This is a genomic window from Streptomyces sp. NPDC048606, from assembly GCF_040650855.1.
Taxonomy (GTDB): domain Bacteria; phylum Actinomycetota; class Actinomycetes; order Streptomycetales; family Streptomycetaceae; genus Streptomyces.
On sequence record NZ_JBEZIB010000054.1, the window covers coordinates 1 to 25870 of the forward strand.

23 protein-coding genes and 1 pseudogene are annotated in these 25870 nt (G+C 73.6%); 6 read left to right on the top strand and 18 right to left on the bottom strand.

Annotation, left to right across the window (positions count from 1 at the left end):
* Positions 1–111: 111 nt before the first annotated feature.
* The 8 genes from AB0D01_RS36455 to AB0D01_RS36490 all read right to left on the bottom strand — a co-directional run bounded on the left by AB0D01_RS36455 (position 112) and on the right by AB0D01_RS36490 (position 9428).
* Entirely contained in the window at positions 112–633 is a 522-nt protein-coding gene (locus tag AB0D01_RS36455) for an O-acetyl-ADP-ribose deacetylase (RefSeq protein WP_363063092.1), read from the bottom strand.
* The gene (locus AB0D01_RS36460) at positions 630–2051 is read right to left on the bottom strand and encodes an NAD(P)/FAD-dependent oxidoreductase (RefSeq protein WP_363063094.1); all 1422 of its coding nucleotides are present in this window, start codon (positions 2049–2051) and stop codon (positions 630–632) included. Before AB0D01_RS36460 ends, AB0D01_RS36455 begins: the two co-directional genes overlap by 4 nt.
* Positions 2052–2165: 114 nt before the next feature.
* Positions 2166–2990: an inositol monophosphatase family protein gene (locus AB0D01_RS36465; protein ID WP_363063096.1), complete on the bottom strand. Its 825-nt coding sequence runs from the start codon at positions 2988–2990 to the stop codon at positions 2166–2168.
* A gap of 90 nt (positions 2991–3080) precedes the next feature.
* Entirely contained in the window at positions 3081–4097 is a 1017-nt protein-coding gene (locus AB0D01_RS36470; protein WP_363063098.1) for a TIGR03842 family LLM class F420-dependent oxidoreductase, read from the bottom strand.
* A gap of 35 nt (positions 4098–4132) precedes the next feature.
* Complete coding sequence (gene hydA / locus AB0D01_RS36475; protein ID WP_363063100.1) at positions 4133–5533, bottom strand: dihydropyrimidinase; 1401 nt, start codon at positions 5531–5533, stop codon at positions 4133–4135.
* Between the two features lie 21 nt (positions 5534–5554).
* Positions 5555–6850 carry an aspartate aminotransferase family protein gene (locus tag AB0D01_RS36480; protein ID WP_363063102.1) on the bottom strand — a complete coding sequence of 432 codons (1296 nt, stop codon included), beginning with the start codon at positions 6848–6850 and terminating at the stop codon, positions 5555–5557.
* Positions 6847–7689 carry a nitrilase-related carbon-nitrogen hydrolase gene (locus AB0D01_RS36485; protein WP_363063104.1) on the bottom strand — a complete coding sequence of 281 codons (843 nt, stop codon included), beginning with the start codon at positions 7687–7689 and terminating at the stop codon, positions 6847–6849. Before AB0D01_RS36485 ends, AB0D01_RS36480 begins: the two co-directional genes overlap by 4 nt.
* A gap of 167 nt (positions 7690–7856) precedes the next feature.
* A complete protein-coding gene (locus AB0D01_RS36490; RefSeq protein ID WP_363063106.1) occupies positions 7857–9428 on the bottom strand; it encodes a hypothetical protein in 1572 nt (523 codons plus the stop codon).
* 125 nt (positions 9429–9553) lie between these two features.
* Here AB0D01_RS36490 and AB0D01_RS36495 point away from each other — a divergent pair, with 125 nt between their 5' ends.
* Positions 9554–10486, top strand: a complete 933-nt coding sequence (locus AB0D01_RS36495; RefSeq protein ID WP_363063108.1) for an aminoglycoside phosphotransferase family protein — start codon at positions 9554–9556, stop codon at positions 10484–10486.
* A 26-nt stretch (positions 10487–10512) separates the two neighbouring features.
* Here AB0D01_RS36495 and AB0D01_RS36500 read toward each other — a convergent pair whose 3' ends face one another.
* Positions 10513–10698 carry a hypothetical protein gene (locus AB0D01_RS36500; RefSeq protein ID WP_363063110.1) on the bottom strand — a complete coding sequence of 62 codons (186 nt, stop codon included), beginning with the start codon at positions 10696–10698 and terminating at the stop codon, positions 10513–10515.
* Between the two features lie 372 nt (positions 10699–11070).
* Here AB0D01_RS36500 and AB0D01_RS36505 point away from each other — a divergent pair, with 372 nt between their 5' ends.
* On the top strand, positions 11071–11346 hold the full coding sequence (locus AB0D01_RS36505) for a hypothetical protein (protein WP_363063112.1): 276 nt from the start codon (positions 11071–11073) through the stop codon (positions 11344–11346).
* A 52-nt stretch (positions 11347–11398) separates the two neighbouring features.
* Here the strand turns inward: AB0D01_RS36505 and AB0D01_RS36510 are convergent, their stop codons facing one another.
* Positions 11399–11650: a helix-turn-helix transcriptional regulator gene (locus tag AB0D01_RS36510; RefSeq protein ID WP_363063114.1), complete on the bottom strand. Its 252-nt coding sequence runs from the start codon at positions 11648–11650 to the stop codon at positions 11399–11401.
* 64 nt (positions 11651–11714) lie between these two features.
* Between AB0D01_RS36510 and map the strand changes: the two genes are divergently transcribed.
* On the top strand, positions 11715–12482 hold the full coding sequence (gene map, locus AB0D01_RS36515; protein WP_363063116.1) for a type I methionyl aminopeptidase: 768 nt from the start codon (positions 11715–11717) through the stop codon (positions 12480–12482).
* A gap of 9 nt (positions 12483–12491) precedes the next feature.
* Here the strand turns inward: map and ggt are convergent, their stop codons facing one another.
* Complete coding sequence (gene ggt, locus AB0D01_RS36520; protein WP_363063117.1) at positions 12492–14288, bottom strand: gamma-glutamyltransferase; 1797 nt, start codon at positions 14286–14288, stop codon at positions 12492–12494.
* A gap of 102 nt (positions 14289–14390) precedes the next feature.
* Here ggt and AB0D01_RS36525 point away from each other — a divergent pair, with 102 nt between their 5' ends.
* Positions 14391–15119 carry a hypothetical protein gene (locus tag AB0D01_RS36525; protein WP_363063118.1) on the top strand — a complete coding sequence of 243 codons (729 nt, stop codon included), beginning with the start codon at positions 14391–14393 and terminating at the stop codon, positions 15117–15119.
* Here AB0D01_RS36525 and AB0D01_RS36530 read toward each other — a convergent pair.
* The 5 genes from AB0D01_RS36530 to murJ all read right to left on the bottom strand — a co-directional run bounded on the left by AB0D01_RS36530 (position 15079) and on the right by murJ (position 20944).
* Positions 15079–16344 carry a cytochrome P450 gene (locus AB0D01_RS36530; protein ID WP_363063120.1) on the bottom strand — a complete coding sequence of 422 codons (1266 nt, stop codon included), beginning with the start codon at positions 16342–16344 and terminating at the stop codon, positions 15079–15081. The genes AB0D01_RS36525 and AB0D01_RS36530 overlap by 41 nt on opposite strands.
* Positions 16345–16445: 101 nt before the next feature.
* Positions 16446–17105: a hypothetical protein gene (locus tag AB0D01_RS36535; RefSeq protein ID WP_363063122.1), complete on the bottom strand. Its 660-nt coding sequence runs from the start codon at positions 17103–17105 to the stop codon at positions 16446–16448.
* Positions 17102–18547, bottom strand: a complete 1446-nt coding sequence (locus AB0D01_RS36540; protein WP_363063124.1) for a HAMP domain-containing sensor histidine kinase — start codon at positions 18545–18547, stop codon at positions 17102–17104. Before AB0D01_RS36540 ends, AB0D01_RS36535 begins: the two co-directional genes overlap by 4 nt.
* A gap of 8 nt (positions 18548–18555) precedes the next feature.
* Positions 18556–19236, bottom strand: a complete 681-nt coding sequence (locus AB0D01_RS36545; RefSeq protein WP_363063126.1) for a response regulator transcription factor — start codon at positions 19234–19236, stop codon at positions 18556–18558.
* Between the two features lie 22 nt (positions 19237–19258).
* Entirely contained in the window at positions 19259–20944 is a 1686-nt protein-coding gene (murJ, locus tag AB0D01_RS36550; RefSeq protein ID WP_363063128.1) for a murein biosynthesis integral membrane protein MurJ, read from the bottom strand.
* 412 nt (positions 20945–21356) lie between these two features.
* Between murJ and AB0D01_RS36555 the strand changes: the two genes are divergently transcribed.
* Together AB0D01_RS36555 and AB0D01_RS36560 are read left to right on the top strand one after the other, a co-directional pair.
* Positions 21357–22529 (top strand): Ig-like domain-containing protein, encoded by a 1173-nt coding sequence (locus AB0D01_RS36555; protein ID WP_363063160.1) that lies wholly within the window; start codon positions 21357–21359, stop codon positions 22527–22529.
* Positions 22530–22702: 173 nt separating this feature from the next.
* Positions 22703–24288: pseudogene (locus AB0D01_RS36560) on the top strand (alpha/beta fold hydrolase).
* Positions 24289–24343: 55 nt separating this feature from the next.
* Here AB0D01_RS36560 and AB0D01_RS36565 read toward each other — a convergent pair.
* Together AB0D01_RS36565 and AB0D01_RS36570 are read right to left on the bottom strand one after the other, a co-directional pair.
* Positions 24344–25222 carry an amino acid ABC transporter permease gene (locus AB0D01_RS36565; protein WP_363063130.1) on the bottom strand — a complete coding sequence of 293 codons (879 nt, stop codon included), beginning with the start codon at positions 25220–25222 and terminating at the stop codon, positions 24344–24346.
* Positions 25219–25863, bottom strand: a complete 645-nt coding sequence (locus AB0D01_RS36570) for an amino acid ABC transporter permease (RefSeq protein ID WP_363063132.1) — start codon at positions 25861–25863, stop codon at positions 25219–25221. Before AB0D01_RS36570 ends, AB0D01_RS36565 begins: the two co-directional genes overlap by 4 nt.
* Positions 25864–25870 lie beyond the last annotated feature (7 nt).

Here is a 25870-nt window from a genome sequence, read left to right on the forward strand (position 1 = left end):
CCTTGTACTGGACGTACTCGGTCTTCCGCCCGGTGCGGCGAGAGTGCGTGCCAGGCGTCGCGGGGCAGGCGGGAGTTTGACGACAGGGCCTAGGCCGCCGCGTCCTTCGGATCAGCTCGCGGCCCGCACCGCCGCCTCGAACGCGGCGTGGGCGGTCGCGTCGAACAGGACGAAGCGGACCTCCTCGACCGCGGTGCGGGCGGCCCGTACGGTCTCCACGGCGATCCGGGCGCCGTCGTCCATGGGCCAGCCGTAGATGCCGGTGGAGATCGCGGGGAAGGCGACGGTGCGGGCCCCGAGCTCGTCGGCGACGCGCAGGGACTCGCGGTAGCAGGAGGCGAGGAGGGCCGAGCGGTCCTCCTCGCGGGACCAGACCGGGCCGACGGTGTGGATGACGTGTTCGGCGGGCAGTCGGCCGGCCGTGGTGGCGACGGCCCGGCCGGTCGCGAGGCCCTTGCCGTAGTGGGAGCGGCGCAGTTCCCGGCAGGCGGCGAGGATCTCGGGGCCGCCGCGCCGGTGGATGGCCCCGTCCACGCCCCCGCCGCCGAGCAGCGAGGAGTTCGCGGCGTTGACGATGGCGTCGGCCGCCTCGGTGGTGATGTCGCCGCGGACCAGGGTGACGCGGACCGTCATGACGTGGCCTTTCGCAGGTGGCGCCAGACCGACTTGGCGGCGTTGTGGCCGGACATGCCGTGCACCCCGGGGCCGGGCGGGGTCGCGGAGGAGCACAGGAACACCGCCGGGTGGGCCGTGGTGTACGGGGACAGGGTGAGCCGCGGGCGCAGCAGGAGTCGGAGCCCGGCGGCGGAGCCGCAGGCGATGTCCCCGCCGACGTAGTTCGGGTTGCGGGCGGCGAGCTGGGGCGGGCCGGCGGTGGCGCGGGCGAGGACCAGGTCGCGGAAGCCCGGGGCGAACCGCTCCAGCTGCCGCTCGACGGCCTCGGTGAGGTCCCCGTCCCAGCCGGCGGGGACGTGTCCGTACGCCCAGAAGACGTGCTTGCCCTCGGGCGCGCGGCCGGGGTCGACGAGGCTGGGCTGGGCGGTGATGAGGAACGGGTTGCGGGGGGCCCGGCCGCCGGAGGCGAGCTGGAGGGCGGCGTCGATGTCGCGGCTGCCGGGTCCGATCTGGACGGTGCCGGCCCGGCGGGGGGCCTCGGCGGTCCAGGGGACGGGGCCGTCGAGGGCGTAGTCGAGCTTGAAGACGGAGGCGCCGTAGCGGTAGCCGTCGTAGGCGTTGCCGAGGCGGGCGATGCGGGCGAGGGCGGTCGGGGAGGTGTCGAAGACGTACGCGCGGGCGGGCGGCAGGTCGTCGAGGCGCTTGACCTCGAAGTCGGTGTGGACGGAGCCGCCGAGGTCGGTGAGGTAGCCGGCGAGGGCGTCGGAGACGGACTGGGATCCGCCGCGCGGCATCGGCCAGCCGCCCGCGTGCGCGGCGAGGGCGAAGACGAGGCCGACGGCGCTGGTCGCGACACCGCCGAGCGGGGCGATGACGTGCGCCACGAGTCCGGCGAACAGCGCCCGCGCCCGGTCGTCGCGGAAGCGGCGCAGCAACCAGGTGGAGGGGGGCAGTCCGGCCAGCCCGAAGCGGGCCAGGGTGAGGGGGTCGCGGGGCAGGGCGGTGTTCGGCAGGGACATGAAGTCCCGGGCGAGGGTGTCCCACTTGCCGAGGAAGGGGGCCACGAGGCGTCGGTAGGCGCCGGCGTCGCGCGGGCCGAAGGAGGAGGCCGTCTCGGCGACGGAGCGGGAGAGCACGGCGGCGCTCCCGTCGTCGAAGGGGTGCGCCATGGGCAGGGGGGCGTGCAGCCACCGCAGTCCGTAGCGCTCCAGCGGCATCGTCGCGAAGACGGGCGAGCCGATGCCGAGCGGGTGCACCGCCGAGCAGGGGTCGTGGCGGAAGCCGGGGAGGGTCAGCTCCTCGGTGCGGGCTCCTCCCCCGACGGTGCCGGCGGCCTCGAAGACCGCCACGGAGCAGCCCCGTCGGGCCAGTTCGACCGCGGCGGTCAGACCGTTGGGCCCCGCCCCCACCACGACTGCGTCGAGAATCGACGGCACTGACAGCTCCTTCGTCCGGTGGCGGCACTGGTTCCAGGATATGGCGCCCGGTCGCCCGGCTCCGTGCCCGCCGTCCGGGGGCCGCCGTCCCGGGGCCGGCGGGCACGGGTGCGTTCAGGCTCCGCGCAGCAGGTCGCGGACGCGGAAGGCGGTGGCCTCGTCGCGTCCGACGGCGAACGGCAGGGCGTTGTCGCGGTCCACCCGGAAGGGGACCCCGTCGACGGTGCTGTGCGCGCCGCCCGCCTCCTCGACGAGCAGCAGTCCGGCGGCGTGGTCCCAGGCGGAGGGCCAGGTGAAGGCGAGGGCGTCCATCTCGCCGCGGGCCACGCGCAGGTACTCCAGGCCCGCCGAGCCGCAGGGGCGGGCGGCGACGCCGGGTACGTCGAGGCGGGCCAGGGCGCGCCGGTCGTGCTCGGAGGTGTAGAGGGGGTGGGCGGTGGCGACCCGCAGCTCGGCGCCCGGTCGCGGCGAACCGCTGTGGATCCGCTCGCCGTTGACGTACGCGCCCTGTCCGCGCACGGCGGTGGCCAGTTCCTCCCGGGCGGGGGCGAAGGTCCAGGAGGCGAGGATCTCGCCGCGCACGGCCAGTGCCACGAGGGTGCAGAAGGCGGGGTCGCCGTCCACGAACTGCCGTGTCCCGTCCACGGGGTCGACGATCCACACGGGGGTGTCGGCGCGCAGCGCGGCGTAGCTGCCGGGGTCGGCGTGGACCGCTTCCTCGCCGACGACGGCGGAGCCGGGCAGGATCTTGGTGAGGGAGGCGGTCAGGTGTTCCTCGGCCAGCCGGTCGGCGGCGGTCACGAGGTCGTGGGGACCGCTCTTGTGGTCGACCTCGTGCGCGGCGAGCTGCCGGAACCTCGGCATGATCTCGGCGGCCGCCGCCGCGCGCACGGCGTCTTCCACGGCGGACAGGTCGCGGGCCAGGAATTCATCGATCATGTCCCCAGCAAAGCACGCCCGCCCGCCGATTCCCACCGCCCGTGCGCCGCCCGTCCCGCCGCGGCCCCGCCGCGGACCGGGTTCGGCGCGTCAGCCGTTGACGGCCGGGATGACGTGTTCGCCGTAGGTGTCGATGGTGGCCTCGCGCGCGTCGTGCATGTCGTAGAGGGCGAACTGGTGGACGCCGAGGTCGCGGAGGCGGCGGAGCTTGTCGACGTGGGCGTCGACGGGGCCCAGGAGGCAGAAGCGGTCGACGATCTCGTCGGGGACGAAGTCGGTGGAGGGGTTTCCGGCGCGGCCGTGGTGGCTGTAGTCGTAGCCCTGGCGGGCCTTGACGTACTCGGTGAGCTCCTCGGGGACCATGTCGGAGTGCTCGCCGTAGCGGGAGACGAGGTCGGCGACGTGGTTGCCGACCATGCCGCCGAACCAGCGGCACTGGTCGCGGGCGTGGGCCAGGGCGGCGGGCGAGTCGTCGGCCGTGACGTAGGCGGGGGCGGCCACGCAGATGGTGATCGCGTCGGGGTCGCGGCCCGCCTCCGTCGCGGCCTGGCGTACGGCCTTGACCATCCATTCGGTGAGGTAGGGGTCGGCGAGCTGGAGGATGAAGCCGTCGGCCTTCCGCCCGGCGAGGGCGAGGGCCTTCGGCCCGTACGCGGCCATCCACACGGGCAGTCTGCCCTCGCGGATCCAGGGGATCTTGATCGGGTTGCCGTCGACGAGCGCCTCGCGGCCCTCCGCGAGGTCGCGGATGACGTCCATGGCCTCGCCCAGGCGGGCCAGGGTGTTGGGGGCCCGGCCGGCGACCCGCATCGCCGAGTCGCCGCGGCCGATGCCGCAGACGGTGCGGTTGCCGTACATGTCGTTGAGGGTGGCGAAGGTGGAGGCGGTCACCTCCCAGGTGCGGGTGCCCGGGTTGGTGACCATCGGTCCGATGTGGAGCTTGCGGGTGTTGGCGAGGATCTGGCTGTAGATGACGAACGGCTCCTGCCACAGCACGGCCGAGTCGAAGGTCCAGCCGTAGCGGAAGCCGTTGCGCTCGGCGCGCTTCATCAGGCTGATCACCGCCGAGGCGGGAGGGTCGGTTTGCAGGACGAGGCCGAAGTCCATGGCGGGCTGCTCCTTGCGCTTGCCGCGTGCGGTGCTTACAGGTACTGGCAGGTGGACCGGTGGACGAAGGCTCCGTGTCCGGCACGGCCGGTGTACCGGCGCTGGTCGAGGACGAGTTCGCCGCGCGAGAGGACCGTGTCGACGCGTCCGGTGATCCGCCTGCCCTCGTACGCCGAGTAGTCCACGTTCATGTGGTGCGTCTCGGCGGAGATGACCTGCTCGGCGTGCGGATCGTAGAGGACGATGTCGGCGTCGGAGCCCGGCGCGATGGTGCCCTTGCGCGGATAGAGGCCGAACATCCGGGCCGGGCTCGCGCACGCGATCTCGATCCAGCGTCGGCGGCTGATGTGCCCGTCCAGGACGGCCTGGTGGAGGAGGTCCATGCGGTTCTCCACCCCCGGCAGCCCGTTGGGGATCTTCGAGAAGTCCCCGCGGCCCAGCTCCTTCTGGCCCCGGAAGCAGAACGGGCAGTGGTCGGTGGAGACCACCTGGAGGTCGTTCGTGCGCAGGCCCCGCCACAGCGCCGCCTGGTGCTCGCGGGGCCTGAGCGGGGTGGAGCAGACGTACTTGGCTCCCTGGAAGTCGGGCTCCTCCAGGTTGTCGGTGGACAGGAACAGGTACTGCGGGCAGGTCTCCCCGAAGACGGGCAGTCCCTTGTCCCGGGCCGCCGCCAGTTCGGCGACCGCCTCCTCGGCCGAGACGTGGACCACGTACAGCGGGGAGCCGGCGACCCGGGCGAGCTGGACGGCCCGGTGGGTGGCCTCCGCTTCGAGGAGGACCTTGCGGACCTCGCCGTGGTGGCGGGGGTCGGTCTCGCCGCGCGCCAGGGCCTGTTCGACGAGGACGTCGATGGCGATGCCGTTCTCGGCGTGCATCATGATCAGCCCGCCGTTGCCGGCGGCCCGCTGCATGGCGCGCAGGATCTGGCCGTCGTCGCTGTAGAAGACCCCGGGATAGGCCATGAAGAGCTTGAAGGAGGAGACGCCCTCGCCCACCAGGAGGTCCATCTCCTTGAGGGTGTGGTCGTTGACGTCCGACAGGATCATGTGGAAGGCGTAGTCGATCGCGCAGTTGCCGTCCGCCTTGGCGTACCAGGTGTCGAGGCCCTCGCGCAGCGAGTGGCCCACGCTCTGTACGGCGAAGTCCACGATGGTGGTGGTGCCTCCCCAGGCGGCGGCCCGGGTGCCCGTCTCGAAGGTGTCCGAGGCGGAGGTGCCGCCGAAGGGGAGTTCCATGTGGGTGTGCGCGTCGACCCCGCCCGGGATGACGTACTTGCCCGTGGCGTCGATGGTGCGGTCGGCGGTCCAGGCCCCGGCGGGCGCCGAGCCGTGGGTGGCGAGCGCCGCCACGCGGCCGTCCTCGATCAGGACGTCCGCGTGCAGCTCGTCGGCGGCGGTGACGACCAGTCCGCCGCGGATCAGGGTGCGGGTGCTCATGGGATCCCCCTACGGGACGGGCTACGTGAGGCTGCGGAGCGCCTGTTCGAGGATCTCGGCGCCCTCTTCCGCCTCGGCGACGGTCAGGGAGAGCGGCGGCGCGACGCGCAGCACGCTCGTGTTGTGGCCGCCGCCCTTGCCGAGCAGCAGGCCGCCTTCGCGGGCGGCCTCCAGGACGGCGGCGGCGGCCTCCGGGTCGGCCCGGTCGGTGCCGGGGCGGGTGAGTTCGAGGCCGGCCATGAGGCCCCGGCCGCGGACCTCGCGTACGGCGGGCACGTGGGCGGCGATGGCGCGCAGTCGCTCCAGGAGGAGGCCGCCGACGCGACGGGCGTTGCCCTGGAGGTCGTGTTCCTGGAGGTAGGCGAGGTTCGCGACGCCGGCGGCCATGGTGATCGGGGAGCCGCCGAAGGTGGAGATGGAGTTGGCGTCGACGCTGTTCATGATCTCGGCGCGGGCCACGACCCCGCCGATGGACATGCCGTTGCCGATGCCCTTGGCGAAGGTGAGGATGTCCGGCGGGCCGTTCTGGGCGTGGGCCTGCCAGCCCCAGAAGTGGTCTCCGGTGCGGCCCCAGCCGGTCTGCACCTCGTCGCTGATCCAGAGGATGCCGTGCCGGTCGAGGACCTCGCGGAAGGCCCCGTAGAGCCCGTCGGGCGGTGAGGTGAAGCCGCCGACGCCCTGGATCGGCTCGGCGATCAGGGCGGCGACGCCGCCGCGGGCCTGGCCGAGCACGTCTTCGAGGTCGGCGACGGCCGCGGCGGTGAACTCCTCGTCCGTCAGGTGGGCGAAGGGGCCCCGGGAGCGGACGGCTCCGTGGACGTAGTACGTCTGGAGCGGGGAGAGGCTCGTCGGGGACCAGCCCCGGTTGCCGGTGATGGAGACGGTGGAGAAGGACCGGCCGTGGTAGCTGTTGCGCATCGCGAGGATCTGGTTGGAGCGGCGGTACGTCGTCGCGAGCAGCAGGGCGGTGTCGTTGGCCTCGGTGCCGGAGGTGGTGAAGAAGACGCGGGCGTCGGGGATGCCGGAGAGCGCGGCGACCCGTTCGGCCAGCTCGATCATCGGCCGGTTGAGGTAGAGGGTGGAGGAGTGGATGATCCGGCCGGCCTGTTCGGAGACGGCCTTGGTGACCTCCGGCAGGGCGTGGGCGGTCATCGTGGTGAGGATGCCGCCGAAGAAGTCGAGGTAGCGGTTGCCGTCGGCGTCCCAGACGTGGCGTCCCTCGCCGTGGGTGAGCTCGATGGGGCGGTCGTAGTAGAGCGCGAGCCAGTCGGGGAGCACGGAGCGGTGGCGACTGTGCAGGGGGATGGGGTTGGTCACGGCTGTACGAGCCCTCCGTAGGCGTCGGGGCGGCGGTCGCGGTAGAAGGCCCACTGGTCGCGGACCTCCTTGATCAGGTCGAAGTCGAGGTCCCTGACGAGGAGTTCCTCCTCCTTGTCGCTGGCGACGTCTCCGACGAAGCGGCCTCGGGGGTCGACGAAGTAGCTGGTGCCGTAGAAGTCGTTGTCGCCGTACTCCTCGCGGCCGACGCGGTTGATGGCGGCGATGAAGTACTCGTTGGCGACGGCGGAGGCGGGCTGTTCCAGCTGCCACAGGTAGGCGGACAGGCCCCGGGAGGTCGCGGACGGGTTGTAGACCAGCTGGGCCCCGGCGAGGCCGAGTTGGCGCCAGCCCTCGGGGAAGTGCCGGTCGTAGCAGATGTAGACGCCGACGCGGCCGACGGCGGTGTCGAAGACGGGCCAGCCGAGGTTGCCGGGGCGGAAGTAGAACTTCTCCCAGAAGCCCTTGACCTGTGGGATGTGGTGCTTGCGGTACTTGCCGAGGTAGCTTCCGTCGGCGTCGATGACGGCTGCGGTGTTGTAGTAGAACCCCTCGTCCTCGACCTCGAAGACGGGGACGACGATGACCATGCCGGTCTCGCGGGCCAGCTCCTGCATCCGGCGGACGGTGGGGCCTTCGGGGACGGGTTCGGCCCAGCGGTAGTGCTCGGGCTCCTGGACCTGGCAGAAGTAGGGGGCGTTGAACACCTCCTGGAAGCCGATGACCTTCGCACCCTGCGCCGCCGCGCGGCGGGCGTGCTCCTCGTGCTTGGCGATCATCGACTCGGTGTCTCCGGTCCAGGTGGCCTGGACGAGTGCGGCGCGGACGACTTGGGCCATGAGCTGCTCCTCGCGACGGGAACGCCGACTTCTACGCACGTAGACGGTGTCCGTAGGGAGTCGAAGGTAGGCCTCGTCACAGCGCGGGGCAAGACCACGTTGCGCGGTTGGAGTAGTCGATCAAGTTACGTCGCCACGCGGTCGTTTGCGATCAGCAGACGGGCGCTTCAGGCTCCCGCGACGCCCGCCACCCGCAGCGCGTGCGTCAGATCGCGGTGCCGGGTCCCCGACAGCTCGCCGGCGGCGCGCAGCAGCCGGGGCGCGAACCAGCGCGGGTCGTGGCGGGCCAGCGCGGCGGCCTCCTCGGCGGTGCGCAGCCGCACGAAGGCGGCGAGCAGGGCGTGGGCCTCCCGCTCGTGCCCGGCGGCCCCGAGGGCGAGGGCCGCTTCGGCGACCTCCGCGCCGGGGCGGGCCACGCCCTGGCGCAGCAGCCGGTCGCCGTCGGCGGTCCGGCCGGCCCGGCCCAGGGCGGCGGCGGCCTCGGCGAGCCGTACGGGCGGCAGCGAGGCCGCCTCCCACAGCAGGGTGCCCCAGTCGGCGGCGAGCCCGGCGCGGGCGAGGTCGTCCGCGAGGCCGGGCAGCCGGTCGGCGGGCCAGGCCGCGCCCTGGCAGAGCAGCGCGTGCGCCTCCCCGGTCCTCCCCCGCGCCCGCAGCGCGAGGAGTTCGGCGACGAAGTCCCGCCGGGCCCGTACGGGAACGGACACGGCCCCGGCGGGCGCGGGGCCCTGCGGTGCGGGGGCGTAGGGCCGGGGCACGTGCGGGGCGGGCCCGTGCGCGTCGGGGCCGTACGGCGCGCCGCCGGGACCGGACCCGGCACCGTACGGGGCGTCGGCGTGGGGGGCGGGACCGTGCGGGGCGGCGCCGTACCCGTCGGGGCCGTGCGGGGCGGCGCCGTACGACGCGTCGGCATACCCGACGGGGCTCTGCGCGGCGGGGCCGTACCCGTCGGTGCCCTGCGCGGCGGGGCCGTACGAGGCGTGGTCCTGCGGGGCGGGGGCCTGCGGCGCCGGGCCGGAGGCGTGGGCGTCGGCGTCCTGTGGGGTGGCGGCGGGGGGCGGGGGTGCGAAGCGGGCGCCCCTCGGGGCGGGCAGGGGCGCGGCGGGGGGTTGCCGCGGCGTGGGGGTCGCGGCCCCGGGCGGCGCCGCGCCCGCGTACCGGGCGCCTCCGGCCCGGCGCCCCGCGCGCAGCCACCGCCCCTCGGCCCGCCCGACGGCCCCCTCCCGCTGCCTCGGCACGCCGGCCAACGGCTCGGCCAGCGCCCGGAGCCGGGCCGCGAGGTCCTCGTGGCGGGCGGTGGCGCGGGCCGCGTCGTCGCGGGTCCAGGCCAGTTCCGAGGCCAGGGCGGCGGCCCGCGCGGGGTCGCCGTCGGCCGGTCGGTCGGTCAGCCTGCGCAGCGCCGCCGCGCAGGCGGCCCGCTGCGCGGCGGCGGCGTGCAGCAGGGTGCGCAGTTCCGCGGCGCCTCCGGGCGTGGCGTCCCAGGCGGCGACGGCGGCGGCCCGCAGCCCGGCGGCGTACGCGGTCTCCCGGGCGATCGCGTCCGGCTCCCCCACCAGGTCCCCGAGCAGTGACTCCAAGACGTCCCAGGGCGGTATCGCGGCCCCCTCCAGACAGGCCCGCATCCCGTCCGGGTCCCGCCGCAGGAACTCCCCGTACCAACCCGCCCCCGGATCCAGCCTGCGCGTCAACTCCCGCAGGTACTCCGTGAGTTGCCCGATCACCCGTGCAGTCGGCGTCTCCATCCCCGCATTGCATCCCATTCGTGTTACGGGCGGGCTACGGGAGTCTCAAAGCTTGACGGCGAGGGCGCGTCGAAGTCGCCCTACGATGGTCGCGCCGGGAAGGCCACCCACCGAAGGGCACCCCCATGAGTCCGTCGCGTCCGTCACAGGGCATCGAGGTACCGGACGCCCTGGTCGCGTCGTACGCGGGGAACGGCGGTGGGGCGCAGCGGGCCTGGATCGCCGGGTTGCCGGCGCTGGCGGCGGAACTCCTCGACCGGTGGGACCTGACGCGCGACGGGGACACCGCGCACGGCGAGGCCGCCCTGGTGGTTCCGGTGCGCCGCGCGGACGACACCCGCGCCGTCCTGAAGCTCCAGATGCCCCGCGAGGAGACGACCGCCGCGCTGCTGGGCCTGCGGGCGTGGGACGGCGCGGGCATCGTGCGGCTGCTCGACCACGACCCGGTGAGCGACGCCGTACTGCTGGAGCGCTTGGACGGCTCGCGCACCCTGGCCTCCGTCGAGGACGACGACGCGGCCACGGGCACGGTGGCGGCGATCCTGGGCCGATTGCACGCCGCGCCCGCGCCCGAGGGCCTGCGCGGCCTCGGTGACATCGCCCGCGCCATGGTGGCGTCGGCGCCGGCGGCGGCCTCCGCGCTGGCGGACCCCGCGGAGCGGCGGCGGCTGCGCGACTGGGCGTCGGCGGTCGGCGAGCTGGTCGACGAGCCCGGCGACCGGATGCTGCACTGGGACCTGCACCACGACAACGTGCTGGCCGCCGCGCGCGAACCGTGGTTGGCGATCGACCCCGAACCCCTCGTCGGCGACCCGGGCTTCGACCTGTGGCCGGCGCTGGACAGCGGCCTGGGGGCGCTCCGCTCCGGCGGGGACGCCCGCCGGACGGTGCGCCGTCGTTTCGATCTGATGACGGAGGCCCTCGGCCTGGACCGCCGGAGGGCGACCGGCTGGACCCTGGGCCGGCTGTTGCAGAACACGCTGTGGGACGTCGAGGACGGACGGAGCGCCATTGACGCCTCCCAGATCCTCGTGGCCGAGGCGCTGCCGCGCCCCTGAGCGCCTCGCCGGCGGGCGCGGCCCCCTCACACGCCCGCGCCGACGGGTCGACAGCCCGGCGCGGCCCCCTCCGGCGGGGCGGCGGCGCAGCCGCCGGCGCCGGATCGGGGGCGGTCGTCGGGGACGGCGCAGGCCGCGGCGAGGAGGCCGCCCGCGAGGAGGGCGCCGAGCGCGAGGAGACCGATCCGTTTCACTGCGTGGATGTCCGACACGCCTCACCCCTGCCCCAACCGGGGCCGTCCACAACGCCGGTTGGTCCGATCGGCCGCCCGACACACCCCGGGGGACGGGCCTGCCGGGCTCCGTCCGGGACCGGTACCGTGACCGGTGTTCGAAGCGTTCGGAGTACGCGGTGTTCGATGGTCGAGGCGCGGTCCCCGCCGGATGGCCGGGGGCCTCATCGGAGGCGGGGCACATGAGCGGAGCGACGACGCACGGCTCGGGCGGGGGCGAGGGCGGCGAGGACTCCCCCGCGCCGCCGTGCGAGGACTGCGGGTCACCCTTCGGCCGGTGCCGGTGCGAGACCGGGTCCTGGTGGGAGCGGCGATCGGGCCCGTTCGACGTCACCTGCGGGGGCTGAGGCCGTGTCGGGCGGCGACTGGTTCCTCGCCGTGTTCGCGCTCGGGCCGCTCGTGCTCTTCGCGCTGCTGCTCGCCCTGGACCCGATGGCCGAGGGCAGGCGCGCCTGCCACACCTGCGGGCACGTCAGGGACCGGCACGACGGGGGCGCGTGCCGGGGCCCCGGGCCCGACCCGGAGGTGCCGGCCCGGTCGAGGGTGACGGCGGCCACGCCCTGCGGGTGCCGTTCCTTCGCCGCCCCGCCCCGGGAGCCCCCGGGGCCCATCGGCTGCGGGGGCTGACGCGGGCGCGCCCGACGGGCTCGGCCCGCGCGCGCCCGACCTCGGAGCGGCCTCAGACGGGCACGAGGGCGCAGCGGCGCATCACGTCGTCGAGGGACAGGCCGAGGACCTCGGCGAGGGCGGCGACGGTGAAGAAGGCGGGCGTGGGTGCCCGGCCGGTCTCGATCTTGCGGAGGGTCTCGGCGGACAGCCCCGCGCCGGCGGCGACCTCGACCATGCTGCGGCCCGCGCGCGCCTCGCGCAGCAGGGCGCCGAGTCGCTCGCCGCGCTCGCGTTCTTCGGGGGTCAGGGGGGTTCGGACCATGCCGTCATCCTACCCCGGCGGCCAATAACTATCCCGGTAAAGTTATACCGGTATAGTTATTGGCATGGTGGAACTCAAGACGGACGAATCGATCGACGCGATGCGGGCGGCGGGCCGGGTGGTGGCCCACGCCCTGGCCGCCGTACGCGACCACGCGCGGCCCGGAACCTCCCTGCGGGAGCTGGACGAGGTGGCCCGCGCCGTGCTGCGCGAGGCCGGAGCGGGCTCGCCCTTCCTCGGGTACCGGCCCCGCTTCGCCCCGGTGCCCTTCCCGGCCGTGATCTGCGCCTCGGTCAACGACGCGATCGTGCACGGCGTCCCCGGCCCCCACCGGTTGCGCGACGGCGACCTGGTCAGCATCGACTGCGGGGCCGAACTCGGCGGCTGGGTCGGGGACGCCGCCGTCAGCTTCACCGTCGGCCGGGCCCGCCCCGCCGACCTGCGGCTGATCGCGACCACCGAGGCGGCCCTCGCGGCCGGGATCGCCGCCGCCGTCCCCGGCAACCGGATCGGCGACATCGCCCACGCAATCGGCACCGTGGGCCGCGCCGCCGGCTACGGCATCCCCGAGGGCTTCGGCGGCCACGGCATCGGCCGCCGCATGCACGAGGACCCGGGCGTGCCCAACGAGGGCCCGCCGGGGCGCGGCATGCGTCTGCGCCCCGGCATGGTCCTGGCGATCGAGCCGATGCTGACCGCGGGCGGTACGGACGACTACACCTGCGACGCGGACGGCTGGACCCTGCGCACCGTCGACGGCTCCCGCGCCGCGCACGCGGAGCACACGGTGGCGATCACCGCCGACGGCCCGAGGATCCTCACCGCCCTGTGAGGGCCGCGCTCAGGGCCGGCCGTGCGGGTGGACCACCATCGCCGAGCCCCCGCCCCGGCGGCTGGTCTCGGCGGCGGCCAGCCAGCGGCCGTCCGGCAGCCGCTGCACCCCGGTCGCGGCGCCGATCTCCGGGTTCTGCCGGAAGCCCTGTCCCAGGGCCTCCAGTTCGGCGCGCAGCGGGCTGTTCCACAGCCCCGGCTCCAGCTCGGTGGTGGTCTGGTTGCGCTGGCTGGCGCGCGGCGCCGCGATGGCGTCGACCAGGGGCAGCCCCCGGTCCAGGTGGCCCAGGAGGGTCTGGAGCACGGTGGTGATGATGGTGGCTCCGCCCGGGGAGCCGACGGCCAGGACCGGGCGGCCGTGCTCCAGGACGATGGTCGGGGACATGGAGGAGCGCGGGCGCTTGCCCGGGCCGGGCAGGTTCGGGTCCGGGACGCCGGGGGCGGCCGGGGCGAAGGAGAAGTCGGTCAGCTCGTTGTTGAGCAGGAAGCCGCGTCCCGGGACGGTGATGGCGCTGCCGCCCGTGGACTCGATCGTCAGGGTGTAGGAGACGACGTTGCCCCAGCGGTCGGCGACCGTCAGGTGGGTGGTGTTCTCCCCCTCGTAGGTGGTCGGGGCCGCCTCGCCGGTGCTCCCGCAGGGCACGGGGCGGCGGGGGTCGCCGGGGGCGAGCGGGCTGGTCAGGGCCCGGTCGGGCCGGATCAGGCAGCCGCGCGTGTCGGCGTAGTGCTGCGAGAGCAGTTCGCGGGTCGGTACGGACTCGGCGGCCGGGTCGCCGACCCAGCGGCCCCGGTCGGCGAAGGAGATCCGGGAGGCCTCGATGAAGCGGTGCAGGTACTGGGTCTCGGAGAGCTTCGAGACGTCGGTGCGCTCCAGGATGTTGAGGGCCTCGCCGACGGTGGTGCCGCCGGAGGAGGAGGGCGCCATGCCGTAGACGTCCAGGCCCCGGTAGGTGACGCGGGTCGGGTCCTGCCGCTTGGTCGCGTAGGAGCGCAGGTCCGCGGTGGTGAGGTCGCCGGAGCGGACGACGCGGGTGGCGGCGGGGTCGACGGGGGGCTTGCGGACGGCGTCGACGATGTCCTCGGCGATCGGGCCCCGGTAGAGGGCGCCGGCGCCCTTGCGGGCGAGTTCGGCGTAGGTGTCGGCCAGGTCCGGGTTCTTGAAGGTGGAGCCGACGACGGGCAGTCGTCCGCCCGGCAGGAACAGCTTCCGGGTGTCCGGGAAGTCCTTGAAGCGGTCCTGGTTGGCCTCGGTCTGCGCCCGGAACGTGCCGTCCACCGTGAACCCGTCGCGGGCCAGTTTCTCGGCGGGCCGCAGGAGCCGGGCCAGCGGTCGGGTGCCCCAGGCGTCGAGGGCGGTGCGCCAGGTGGCGGGGGTACCGGGGACGCCGACACCGCGACCGCTGGTCTGGCCCTCGGCGAAGGGGATGGGGACGCCGTTCTCCTGGAACAGCCCGGCGTCGGCCGAGGCGGGGGCGGTCTCGCGGCCGTCTACGGTGTGGACGCGGCGGGTCCCGGCGTCGTAGTAGACGAAGTAGCCGCCTCCGCCGATGCCCGCCGAGTAGGGCTCGGTCACCCCGAGCGCGGCGGCGGTGGCGACGGCCGCGTCCACGGCGTTGCCACCCGAACGCAGGACCTCGATCCCGACCGCGGAGGCGTCGGCGTCGACGCTCGCGACGGCCCCGCCGTAACCGGTGGCGACCGGGACCTTGGGCGGCGGGGTCGTGGTGGGCGGGGCCGCGGCCCCCGTGGAGACGAGCGCCCCGGCGAGGGCGACGAGCGCTAATGGACGTGCGGCGGGACGACGCATCCCGAACCTCCCAGTCGACGGCCGGTCAGAGCCAGGCCCCGCACTGTAACTTCACCGGCCGCCCCCCGTCATGGGCGCGCGGGGGCGGCTACCATCCGCCGCATGGACGACGACGTGCGCAACATCGTGCTCGGGCTGATAGCCACCGGACTGAGCGGCGGCATCGGTTGGTTCGCCCGGACCTACCTGTGGCGCCGGGCCCTGCGCCGCAAGCAGGCGTTCTTCGGACTGCCGACGGGCTCCGACTGCCTGTTCGTGGTCGGGCGGCAGATGGGCGGCACCGAGTCCTCCGTGCACCGCAACGACGCCTTCGCCCTGCTGGAGGTCTCGTCCCTGATCAGGGACTGCGGGGCGAACGTCCAGATCGTCACCCAGGACGAGGTCCGCCAGGGCTTCGGCGAACGCGCCGAGTTCTGCGTGGGCGGCCCGGCCGCCAACTCCCGTACGGCCGCCCACCTGGCCTCCATGCTGCCGGGCGTACGGACCGACGTCGGGCTCGCGTCGGGGCATCCGGACCGCGGGGCCATCCGGATCGGCGGGCAGGCGTACCGCTGGGAGAAGGGGCAGGTCGACCACGTCCTGCTGGCGCGACTGACGACCGAACGGGGCTCGCGGCCGGTGTTCCTGATCTCGGGTCAGACCGCGATCAGCAACCAGGCCGCGACCCGGTACCTGGCCAGGCACCACGTGCGGCTGGCCCGCAGGTACCGCGACGAGCCGTTCTGCGTGGTGTTGAAGGTGGTCAACTCCGACGCCTACGGTCCCGACGTGACGGAACTGGTGGCCGACGTCACCCGGGACGCCCGGACACCCGCAGCGGAAGCCGCGTGATCCCGTTGATGAAGTTCGACACCAACCGGCGCGGCTCTCCCGCGAGTTCGGGCGCCGGCATCGTCGCCCGCCACTCCTCGTGGAGGACCCGCAGCTGGAGGCGGGCGAAGTGCGCGCCGAGGCAGACGTGCGGGCCGTCGCCGAAGGAGACGTGCGGGTTGGGGCTTCGGTCGAGGTCGAGCCGGCCCGGGTCCGTGAACACGCGCTCGTCGTGGTTGGCGGAGGCGTGGAAGACGACCACCTTGTCGCCCGCCCGGATCGACCGGCCGGCCAGCACGGTGTCGACGGCGGCCGTGCGGCGGAAGCTGAGCACCGGCGGGTGGACGCGCAGCAGTTCCTCGACCGCCCGCTCCACCGCCACCTCACCGGCGGCCAGGCCCCGGTAGGCGTCCGGGGCGCCGGCCAGGGCGAGGAGGCCGCCGGGGGCGGCGCTGCGGACGGTGTCGTTGCCCGCGACGGTGAGCAGGAAGAAGAACATCTCCAGTTCGGCGTCGTCGAGTCCGGCGTGCGCCAGGGAGGTCATGACGTCCTCGCCGGGTCGTTCCCGCTTGTGGGCGGCCAGCTCGCGGGCGTACGCGAACATCTCGCCGAGCAGGGCCGGGGAGCGCGGGTTGAGCGGCTTGCCGTCGGGGTCGCGCAGCGGCGCGGGCGCGTCCTCGGGGTCCTGGTAGCCGATGATCCGTACGGTCCACTCCAGCAGCAGGCCGCGGTCGGCGGGCGGGATGCCCAGCAGGTCGGTGAGGTTCAGCAGGGCGTACTCGTCGGTGACGGCGGTGACCACGTCGGCGGCCCCGTCCACGGCTCCCTCGCGGGCGGCGGCCAGGAGCGTACGGGCCCGGGCGCGGACCCGGGACTCGAAGGCGTCGACGCGGGCGGGGGTGAAGGCCCGCGAGACGAGCCGGCGCAGCCGGCCGTGCCCGGGGGGATCCTGGTTGAGCATGGTGCGCCGCAGGAAGGGCAGGTCGGCCGGGTCGGGGTCGCGGATCTGGGTGGCGCCGAGCAGGGAGGAGTAGGCGGTGTGGTCGCGCAGGACGCGTACGACGTCGGCGTGGCGGGTGACGGCCCAGAAGCCGGGGCCGGCGGGCCAGCCGTCGATCTCCGGCTCGGCCTGCCGGGCCACCGGGTGGTGGGCGCGCAGCAGCCGGTAGCGCTCGTGCGGGACGCCCCGGGCGTAGAGGCGGGGGTCGAAGACGTCGGGCGCGGGGGCTTCGGCTGCGCGTTCCATGGTCCACACGGTGGCGGCGGGCCGGCGTCCGCGCAAGGGCCGTGTCCCGGGCGGGTCGTCGGAGTCGATGTCGGCGTCGGCGTCGGTCGGCGTCGGGGGCCTCAGTAGCGGACGTCGCAGCCGGCGGGGTCCAGGTCCGTGTCGGTGCCGCGCAACACGGCCTCGTAGCCGGAGGCGTAGGAGGACAGGGCGGTGCACAGCAACTGGTCGCGGGCGAGGGGCTCCAGCGCGTCCACGGCGAAGGGGACCCGGACCTCGATCCGCTCCGGCCCGACGGGGACGACGGCGACCTCGGGGATCCGCGGGGGGTCGAGGTCGGGCAGGCGGGTGCCCAGTCCGGCCTGTCGCCGGGTCGGGCCGGGTCCCTGGAGGAGGTGGACGACGCCCCGGGTGGCCGGGGTGGCCGGAGCGGGGGTCGGGGTGGGGGAAGGGAAGGGGGTGGGCGTGGCCGAGGAGACCGGCGGGACGGAGGGCGCAGGCGGGGCGGATGGCGCCGGCGGGGCCGAGGGGGTGGCGGACAGGACGGGTACGGGGACGAGCCGCCCGTCGGGGTCGACGAAGTAGGCGATCGGGACGGAACGGGGCGCGGTGACGACCACCCGTGCCGCGGCCCCGCTCTCGACCACGCCGGTGGGCTTGATCCCGCAGCCGGTGAGCAGCAGCGTGGACGCGGTCACCGCCACGGCGGCCGGCAGGGCGAGGGCCGGGCTCGGAAACGGGCGCCGGTACGGGCCCCGGCGCGGGTGCGGGGTGCGGGTCATGCCGTGACCTCCAGGGGCAGGTCCACGGTGAACACCGCTCCCCCGGCGGGAGCGTTGGCGGCGCTCAGGGTGCCGCCGTGCAGCCGGACGTTCTCCAGGGTGATGGCGAGGCCGAGGCCGCTCCCGGCGGAGCGGGTGCGGGCGGCGTCGGCCTTGAAGAACCGGTCGAAGACGTGCGGGAGCACGGCCTCGGCGATGCCGGGGCCGCTGTCGGCGACCTCCAGGAGCAGGCGCCGCCCCTCGGGGCGGGAGGCGGTGGACACCGAGATCCGCACGGGGGCGCCACCGTGCCGCAGGGCGTTGCCGACGAGGTTGGCGAGGACCACGTCGAAGCGGCGGGGGTCGAGTCGGGCCCGCAGGCCCGGCGGCAGTTCGGTGCTCACCCGGCCGTCGTCCCAGTGGCGGCGTTCGAGGGTCTTGCCGACGGCTTCGGCGAGGTCCACGTCGTCGGGGTGGAGTTCGGCGGCGCGGGCGTCGAAGCGGGAGATCTCCATGAGGTCCTCGACGAGCACGGCCAGTTTCCCGGTCTCGGAGCTGATCAGCCGCAGCGCCTTGGCCGTGTCGGGGCCGAGTTCGTCGGCGTCCTCGTCGAGGACCTCGGTGACGGCGAGCATCCCGGCGAGCGGGGTGCGCAGTTCGTGGGAGACGTCCGAGGCGAAACGGCGGGCCCGTGTCTCGGCCTCGCGCAGTTCGGCCACCGATTCCTCCAGGGCTTCGGCGGTCTCGTTGAAGGTGCGGGCCAGTCCGGCGAGTTCGTCGGAGCCCCTGACCTCGATGCGGGTGTCGAGGCGGCCCCGGCCGAGGCGTTCGGCGGCGCGGCGCATGTCCCGTACGGGCCGCAGGACGCTGCGGGCGGCGAGCAGGGCGGGGACCACGGCGATGGCGAGGCCGGGCACGGCGCCCTGCCGGGCGGCCTGGACCATCGCGTCGACGGTCTGCTGTTCGGGGTGCAGCGGCATGACGGCGTACAGGACCAGGCCGGTCGGTTCGCGCAGTTGGTCGCGGCCGAGGACGGCGGGCATGCCGATGGCGAGGTGGGGCTCGCCCCGGGAGTCCTCGACGCGTTGGAAGGCGCCGTGGGGGTGGGCGGTGATCTGCCGGCGGAGGGTGTCGGTGACGGCGTCCGGCAGGTCGGGGACGGAGGCGGTGGAGACGCGCAGGGTCCCGTACTCGGCGTACACGGTCCAGGGGTGGGGTTTGCCCCGCTTGCCGATCTCGTTGACCATCCGTTGCAGCTGCGGTCGGTCCGGCGGGAGGGCGAGGGCCTGGTTCTCCAGCTGGTCGCGCAGGGTGCTGACGGCGGTGTCCTGGCTCTGTTTGAGGATGGCGGTGCGGGCCTGCTGGTAGGTGAGGGCGGCCGTGCCGACCGCGCTGATCGCGGCGACCAGCAGGAAGGCCGCGATCAGTCGGGTGCGCAGGCCGAGCGGGGCGAGGTTTCGCACGCCCGTCCCTACAGCGGTCCGAAACGGTAGCCGAAGCCCCGTACGGTCTGGATGTAGCGGGGGCCGCCGCCGGGGTCCTCGATCTTGTTGCGGAGCCGGCGCACGCAGGCGTCCACCAGGCGGGCGTCGGCGTGGTAGCTGTGTTCCCACACGTATTCGAGGAGTTGCTGCCGGGAGAAGACCTGCGCGGGCGAGGCGCACAGGTGCAGCAGGAGTTTGATCTCGCTGGGGGCGAGGGGGACGCGTTCGCCGTTCTTGGCGACGGTCAGGGCGGCCCGGTCGACGACGAGCGCGCCGTGGTGTTCGGGTTCGGGTCGGCCCGCCGGGTCGCCGAGGCGGCGCAGCACGGCCCTGACGCGGGCTTCGATGACCTCGGTGCGGGCGGGTTTGACGATGTAGTCGTCGGCGCCGGCCTCCAGGCCGACGACGATGTCCACGTCGTCGCCGCGGGCGGTGAGCATGATGATCGGCACCTCGCTGGTCTCGCGTATCCGGCGGCAGACCTGGACCCCGTTGATCCCGGGCAACATGAGGTCGAGCAGGACCAGCTCGGGGTGGAAGCCGCCGATGAGGGCGAGTCCTTCCTCGCCGGTCTCGGCGGCGCACACCTCGTGACCGCGTCGACGCAGGCCGAGGCCCACCCCCTCCCGGACGGAGGGGTCGTCCTCGATCAGCAGTACGCGTGGCATCCGGTCAGTATCCCCAGGTGTTTCATACGGTTTCCTCCCGCTTGCGGCCGATCTTGCGGCGCAGCGAGTCCCGCAGGGCGGTGATCTCGGTCAGGCGCAGCGGCCCGGCGAGGAGGAGGACGACGAGGGCGATCACCGCGGTTCCCGTTCCGGCGGCGGCGAACGCGCCGAGCCCCTCGGCGGCCCGTGCGGCGAAGTGTCCGGCGGCACCCGCGGGCAGGCAGGCCACCAGCAGGCGCAGGTGGGTGCCGAGGGCGGTGGCGCGCGGTGCGCGGCGGGCCGGCGGGCGCGGGCCGAGGCGGCGGGAGAGGGCGTACGCGGTGACGGCGGCGCCCGCGGTGAAGGCGACGGCGGTGGCGGCGGCCATGCCGGTGACGGCCCAGCGGGCCGGCAGCAGCAGGTAGGCGGCGTAGGAGAGTCCGGCGTTGACGGCGACGATGACGAGGTTGAGGAAGAAGGGGGTCCGGGTGTCGGACAGGGCGTAGAAGCCGCGGGAGAGCACGTACTGGGCGGAGAAGCCGACGAGGCCGGGGGCGAAGGCGAGCAGCATGCCCGCCATGCCGGCGATCTCGGCGGGGCCGTTGCGCCCGTATCCGGCGACGCAGTCCATGACCCAGGGGGCGAGGGCGGCGAAGACGGTCGCGGCGGGGAGTACGAGGGCGGCGCTGGAGCGCAGGGCGTAGGAGGTGTCCTCGCGGACGGCGGCGAGGTCGCCGTCCGCGGCCGCTCCGCTCATCCGGGGCATGAGGGCGGTCACGAGGGAGACGGTGATGATGCCCTGGGGGACGATCCACAGTTGGTAGGCGCTGCTGTAGGCCGCGTAGCCGTAGGAGCCGGCGGCCTCGCCGACGGTGGTGGACAGGCGGGTGACGACCCAGTAGGCGATCTGGTTGGTGAGGACGAGCAGGATCAGCCAGCCGGCGTTGCGCAGGGGGCGGGCAAGACCGCTGCCGCGCCAGTCGAAGCGGGGGCGCCAGCGGAAGCGGGCGGCGCGCAGTGAGGGGAGGAGGGCGAGTGCCTGGACGACGATGCCGGCGGTGGTGCCGAGGCCGAGGAGGCGGGTCTGTGCGGCGGTGAGGCCGTCCGGGGCGTCGTGGGCGAGGGCGAGGAAGAGGGCGAAGACCCCGATGACGACGAGGTTGTTCAGGACCGGGGTCCACATCATCGCGCCGAAGCGGCCGCGGGCGCCGAGGACCTGACCGAGGACGGTGAACAGTCCGTAGAAGAGGATCTGCGGCAGGCAGTAGCGGGCGAGGGCGATGGTGGTGCTCTTGTGTTCGCCCGTGTACGAGGGGGTGTACGTCTCGATGAGCAGCGGCGCGGCGAGGACCGCGACGGTGGTGAGCGCGAGGAGGGCCACGAGGCAGGCGGTGAGGAGCCGGTCGGTGTACGCGGCGCCGCCGTCGCGGTGTTCCCTGGCGGCGCGGACCAGCTCGGGGACGAAGACGGCGTTGAGGGCGCCGCCGACCAGGAGCATGTAGATGATGTTCGGGACGGTGTTGGCGACGGCGTAGCCGTCGCCGAGGACGCCGATGCCGAGGGCCGCGAGGACGACGGCGGAGCGGACGAACCCGGTGACGCGGGAGACGATGGAGCCGGCCGCCATCAGGGCGCCGCTGCGCAGGACGGAGCCGCCCGCGCGCGGGGCCGTGTCGGTCGGGGCCGGGCCCGGGGGCCGCCCGTCGACCGTGGTGGTGGCGGCGTCCATCTGTCTCTCCAGGGGTTTCGAGCGGCGCGGGGCCCGCGATTCGGGGCCGGTTGTGGAGGGTACCCCGCATCGGTGACGGGCCCGGCGCCGGCCAAATCCACCCGGTCGGCCTGAATTTGCCGCCGCGGCGCCGGCGGGTCCCGTAGCGGAATTGACGATTCGGTCCCGAAGCCGTCCCATTCCGGTACGTGACCAGGGTCGAAGGTCCTTTATCCGGGCCCGATTGCCCTGCCTGCGGTCCACGTCACAACGACATGGCCGACATTTTTCTGGGAATGCGCAACCGAAAGCCGACCGGTCCACTCCTTGCTTACGGACGATCTTTACTTCGGAGGGGTTTTCGTTGAGCCGCACACGCCGTACCGCACCGTCGCGCCGTCAGGTACTCCCGGGGCGGGGCCGCCACACCGTGGTGGTGGGCACCGCCCTGCTCGCCGCCGCGCTGACCGCCTGTGGCGGCGGCTCCGGCGGCGCCGCCTCCGGTGACGGCAAGGCGGATCCGAAGCAGAAGCAGCCGATGGCGATATCGGTGAACCTGACGGGCGAGTCGGTGAAGGCCGGCGAGCCCGTGAAGGTGACCATCGCGGACGGAAAGTTCGCCCAGGTGAAGGTGACGGACGGCAAGGGCGGGGAACTGCCGGGCCTGATATCCGCCGACGGAAAGACCTGGACCTCCGAGCGCAACGCCTCGCCCGCCACCGAATACAAGGTGGAGGCGCAGAGCACCGACAGCCAGAGCGCGAACACGCAGTTCAAGACCTCGGCGGCGGACAAGGTCAACAAGGTCTCCATCAACGTCTCCAAGGGCAGCACGGTCGGCGTGGCGATGCCCGTGTCGCTCGTCTTCGACAACCCGGTGAAGAACAAGGCCGAGGTCGAGAAGCAGTTGAAGGTCACCACCTCGAACAACACCGAGGGCTCCTGGGGCTGGATCAAGGACTACTCCGGCAAGGACCGGGTCGACTGGCGGCCGAAGGAGTACTGGAAGTCCGGTACCGACGTGAAGGTCGACATGAAGCTGAACGGCGTGGACTCCGGTCCGGGCGGCGGCATGTTCGCCCGGGACTACAACACCGAGTTCAAGATCGGCAAGGACCGTCGGATGGAGGTCAGCCTCGACACGAAGAAGATGTCGGTCTCCGAGGACGGCCAGGTGGTGCGGACGATCCCGATCTCGGCCGGCACGCCGGGCGGCAAGAAGGCCTCCTGGTCCGGGAAGATGGTGCTCATGTCCAAGGAGGGCACCATCCGGATGGACTCCCAGACGGTGGGCCTGGGCGACGCCTACGACAAGATGGTCGACTACTCGATGCGGCTGACCTGGTCGGGCATGTACGCGCACGCGGCCCCGTGGAACAACGCGGCCTTCGGCAACACCAACAGCAGCTCCGGCTGCGTGGGCATGAGCGACGCCAACGCGAAGTCCTTCTACGAGTCCGTCCAGGTCGGCGACCCCTTCGAGGTGGTCGGCAACGGCTCCAAGGGCAACGCCGACGTCGGCAACGGCTACGGCGAGTGGAACATGACCTTCGACCAGTGGAAGGCCAAGAGCGCGCTGGCCGGCGGCGGCGCGCAGAACGGCTGAGCCGCGCGCCCGGTCGAACGGCTCGGGGCCCCGGGCCGCCGAACCGTTCGACCGAGCCGAACTGACTATCGTTCAATTGTTACCACCACGTAACTTACTGATGGGTTACCCCGGGTAAGTCGCTCCCGTTACCGTCGGGTCACTTCGACGACGGCGCACGCGAGGAGCGATCGATGGCACTCCGCACCCCCACCGCAGCAGCCGTGACGGCACTGTTCGCGGCGGCCGCCCTGGGCCTGGCCCCCCACCAGGCCCAGGCGGCCCCCGCCGACGGCGCGTCCGCCCCCGCGGCCGCGCCTCAGCTGCGCTTCCACGACATCCCCGGATCCGGCGGCATCACCCTCAAGGGGAACGTCTTCACCCCGGCGAACGCGGTCGCCGGCGGCCGCTACCCGCTGATCGTGCTCCCCACCAGCTGGGGCATGCCCCAGATCGAGTACGTCGCCCAGGCCAGGAAGCTCGCCGACTCCGGCTACGTGGTGGTCGGTTACACCTCCCGGGGGTTCTGGCTCTCCGGCGGCGAGATCGAGACGGCCGGTCCGGCCGACGTCGCCGACGTCTCCGCCGTCATCGACTGGGCCCTGGCGCACACCCCGGCCGACGCGGACCGGATCGGGCTCGGCGGCGTCTCGTACGGCGCGGGCATCAGCCTCCAGGCCTCCGCGCACGACCCGCGCGTCAAGGCCGTCGTCGCGCTGAGTGGCTGGGCCGACCTGATCGAGTCCATCTACTCCGGCCGCACCCAACACCTCCAGGCCGCCGGGGTCCTCGGCGTCGCCGGGTACCTGACCGGCCGCCCGGGGCCCGAACTGCGCGAGGTCCTCGGCGACTTCCTCGGCTCCCGGCTGGAGAAGGAGGAGGCGATGCTCGCGTGGGGCGCCAGGCGCTCCCCCGACCGGCAGGTGGACCGGATCAACGCCAACGGCGCCGCGATCATGCTGGGCAACGCCTGGGGGGACACCATCTTCCCGCCCAACCAGTACGCGACGTTCTTCGAGAAGCTGACCGGCCCCAAGCGGCTGGAGTTCCGCCCCGGCGACCACGCCACCGCCGAGGCCGGCGGCCTGTTCGGCCTGCCCAACGACACCTGGACCAACGCCCACCGCTGGTTCGACCGCCACCTCAAGGGCGAGCGCAACGGCATCGACGACGAGGCCCCGGTCCAGATCAAGTCCCGCAGCACCGGCGGGTACGAGGGCTACGCCTCCTGGAAGGACGTCGGGTCCGGCGGCGAGGAACGCGTCCCGCTCTCCGACAGCGAGCACGTCCTGACCGGGGTCGACTCCGGCGCGAACGGCGGGATCGTCTTCCTCTCCAGCGTCCTCGACCAGTTCGTCAAGGCGCCCCCGGTCGCCTCCGTCCCGCTGCTGCCCCGCACCTTCGCCGCCGTCTGGCAGTCCGACCGCGCCGAGCGCGAGCGCCACGTGCGCGGCACCGTCCGCCTGCACACCACCGTCACGCCGACCCGGGGCGACGGCACCTTCGTCGCCTACCTCTACGACGTCGGCCCGCTCGGCCTCGGCAAGCTGGTCACCCACGCCCCCCTCACCTTCCACGGCAAGACCCCGGCCGGGCCTTCGGCGTGGACCTCGACCTCTTCTCCACCGCCTACGACGTCCCCGCCGGCCACCGCCTCGCCCTGGTCGTCGACACCGTCGACCCGCTCTACATCGAGCACAACCCCCTCGGCGCCCGGCTGACCTTCTCCTCGCCGAACACCGATCCCTCCTACGTCTCGGTACCGCTGCGCGAGCGGTGACCCGCTCCGCCCCCGCCCCCGCCCCCGCCGGGGCGGGGGCGGCGCCCCGGCGCCCTCACCGGCCCGGCAACACCGTCCCCGGCTCGCCGTCGGGGACGTCCACGGCCCGCGTCTTCAGGCTGCGGCGCTCGCGGCGGGCCACCCAGGTCGCGAACCAGGACAGCAGCATGCACATGCCGATGTAGATCGGGGAGATGATCATCACCACGGGGATGAAGGGCAGGTCGTAGTCCAGGTTCGAGGCGATCAGCTTGCCCGCGTGCAGGAACTCCTCGTAGGTGATCAGGTAGCCCAGCGAGGTGTCCTTCAACGCCACCACCAGCTGGCTGATGATCGTGGGCAGCATCGCCCGGACCGCCTGCGGGGCCAGCACGAAGGTCATCACCTGCGTCTTGCGCATCCCGAGCGCGTACGCCGCCTCCCGCTGCCCCTTCTCCACGGAGTTGATCCCCGTGCGGAAGACCTCCGCCAGCACCGAGCCGTTGTAGAGCGTCAGCCCCGCCACCAGGGCGGGCAGCGGCTGGACCTTCAGCGCCACGAAGATGAAGAAGATCATGACCAGCACCGGCATGGCCCGGAAGAACTCCACGAACAGGGTCGCGACCCAGCGCACCGGCCGGTGCGCCGACAGCCGTCCCGTCGCGAGGACCGCGCCCAGCGCCAGCGAGAACACCGAGGCGTACGCGAAGGCCTTGAGGGTGTTGCCGAGCCCCCGCAGGATCAGCTCCTGGATGCCCTCGTAGGTGAAGGGCGACCACTTGGCCGCGGTGAACTGGTTCGTGTCGAACAGCAGGTAGAGGATCCACGCCAGCAGCGCGAGGATCACGACCGTGGAGAGGATCCCGTAGAGCAGGTGGCGGCGCCGGGCCTGGGGACCGGGGATGTCGTAGAGGGCGGTGGACTCGACGTCCCCGTGGAGCGCGTGCGCGGTCATCGGGCGACTCCGTAGCGCTTCTCCAGCACGTTGAAGAGCGCGCTGATGGACAGGGTGATGATCAGGTAGCCCACCGCGATCCAGACGAAGGTCCAGATGATGCTGTAGCCCAGCTCGTTGAGGGTCTTGTACGTGCCGAGCAGCTCGTTGACGCTGAAGGCGCCCGCGATCGCCGAGTTCTTGGCGAGGGCGATCAGGGTGGACCCGATGGGCGGGATGACGGAGCGGAAGGCCTGCGGCAGCACCACCGTGCCCAGCGTCTGCCCGAAGGACATGCCGAGGCTGCGGGCCGCCTCGCCCTGTCCCTTGGGCACGGTGTTGATGCCCGAGCGCAGGGCCTCGCAGATGAAGGCCGAGGTGTAGCAGCCGAGCGCGAGGACGGCGAAGACCTCGAACGGCAGGACGAGGCCGAAGCGCGGCAGGCCCAGCAGGACGGCGAAGAAGAGCAGGGTCAGCGGGGTGTTGCGCAGCACGGTCACCCACACCGTGCCGAACACCCGGAAGGAGCCGACGGGCGCGACCCGGAAGGAGGCCATCAGGAAGCCGAGGACCAGGGCCAGCAGGGAGGCGTAGACGGTCAGCTCGACGGTGCCGAGGAAGCCCTTGCCGTAGAGGGAGAAGTTCTCGGTGAGTACGTCCATGGCGGTG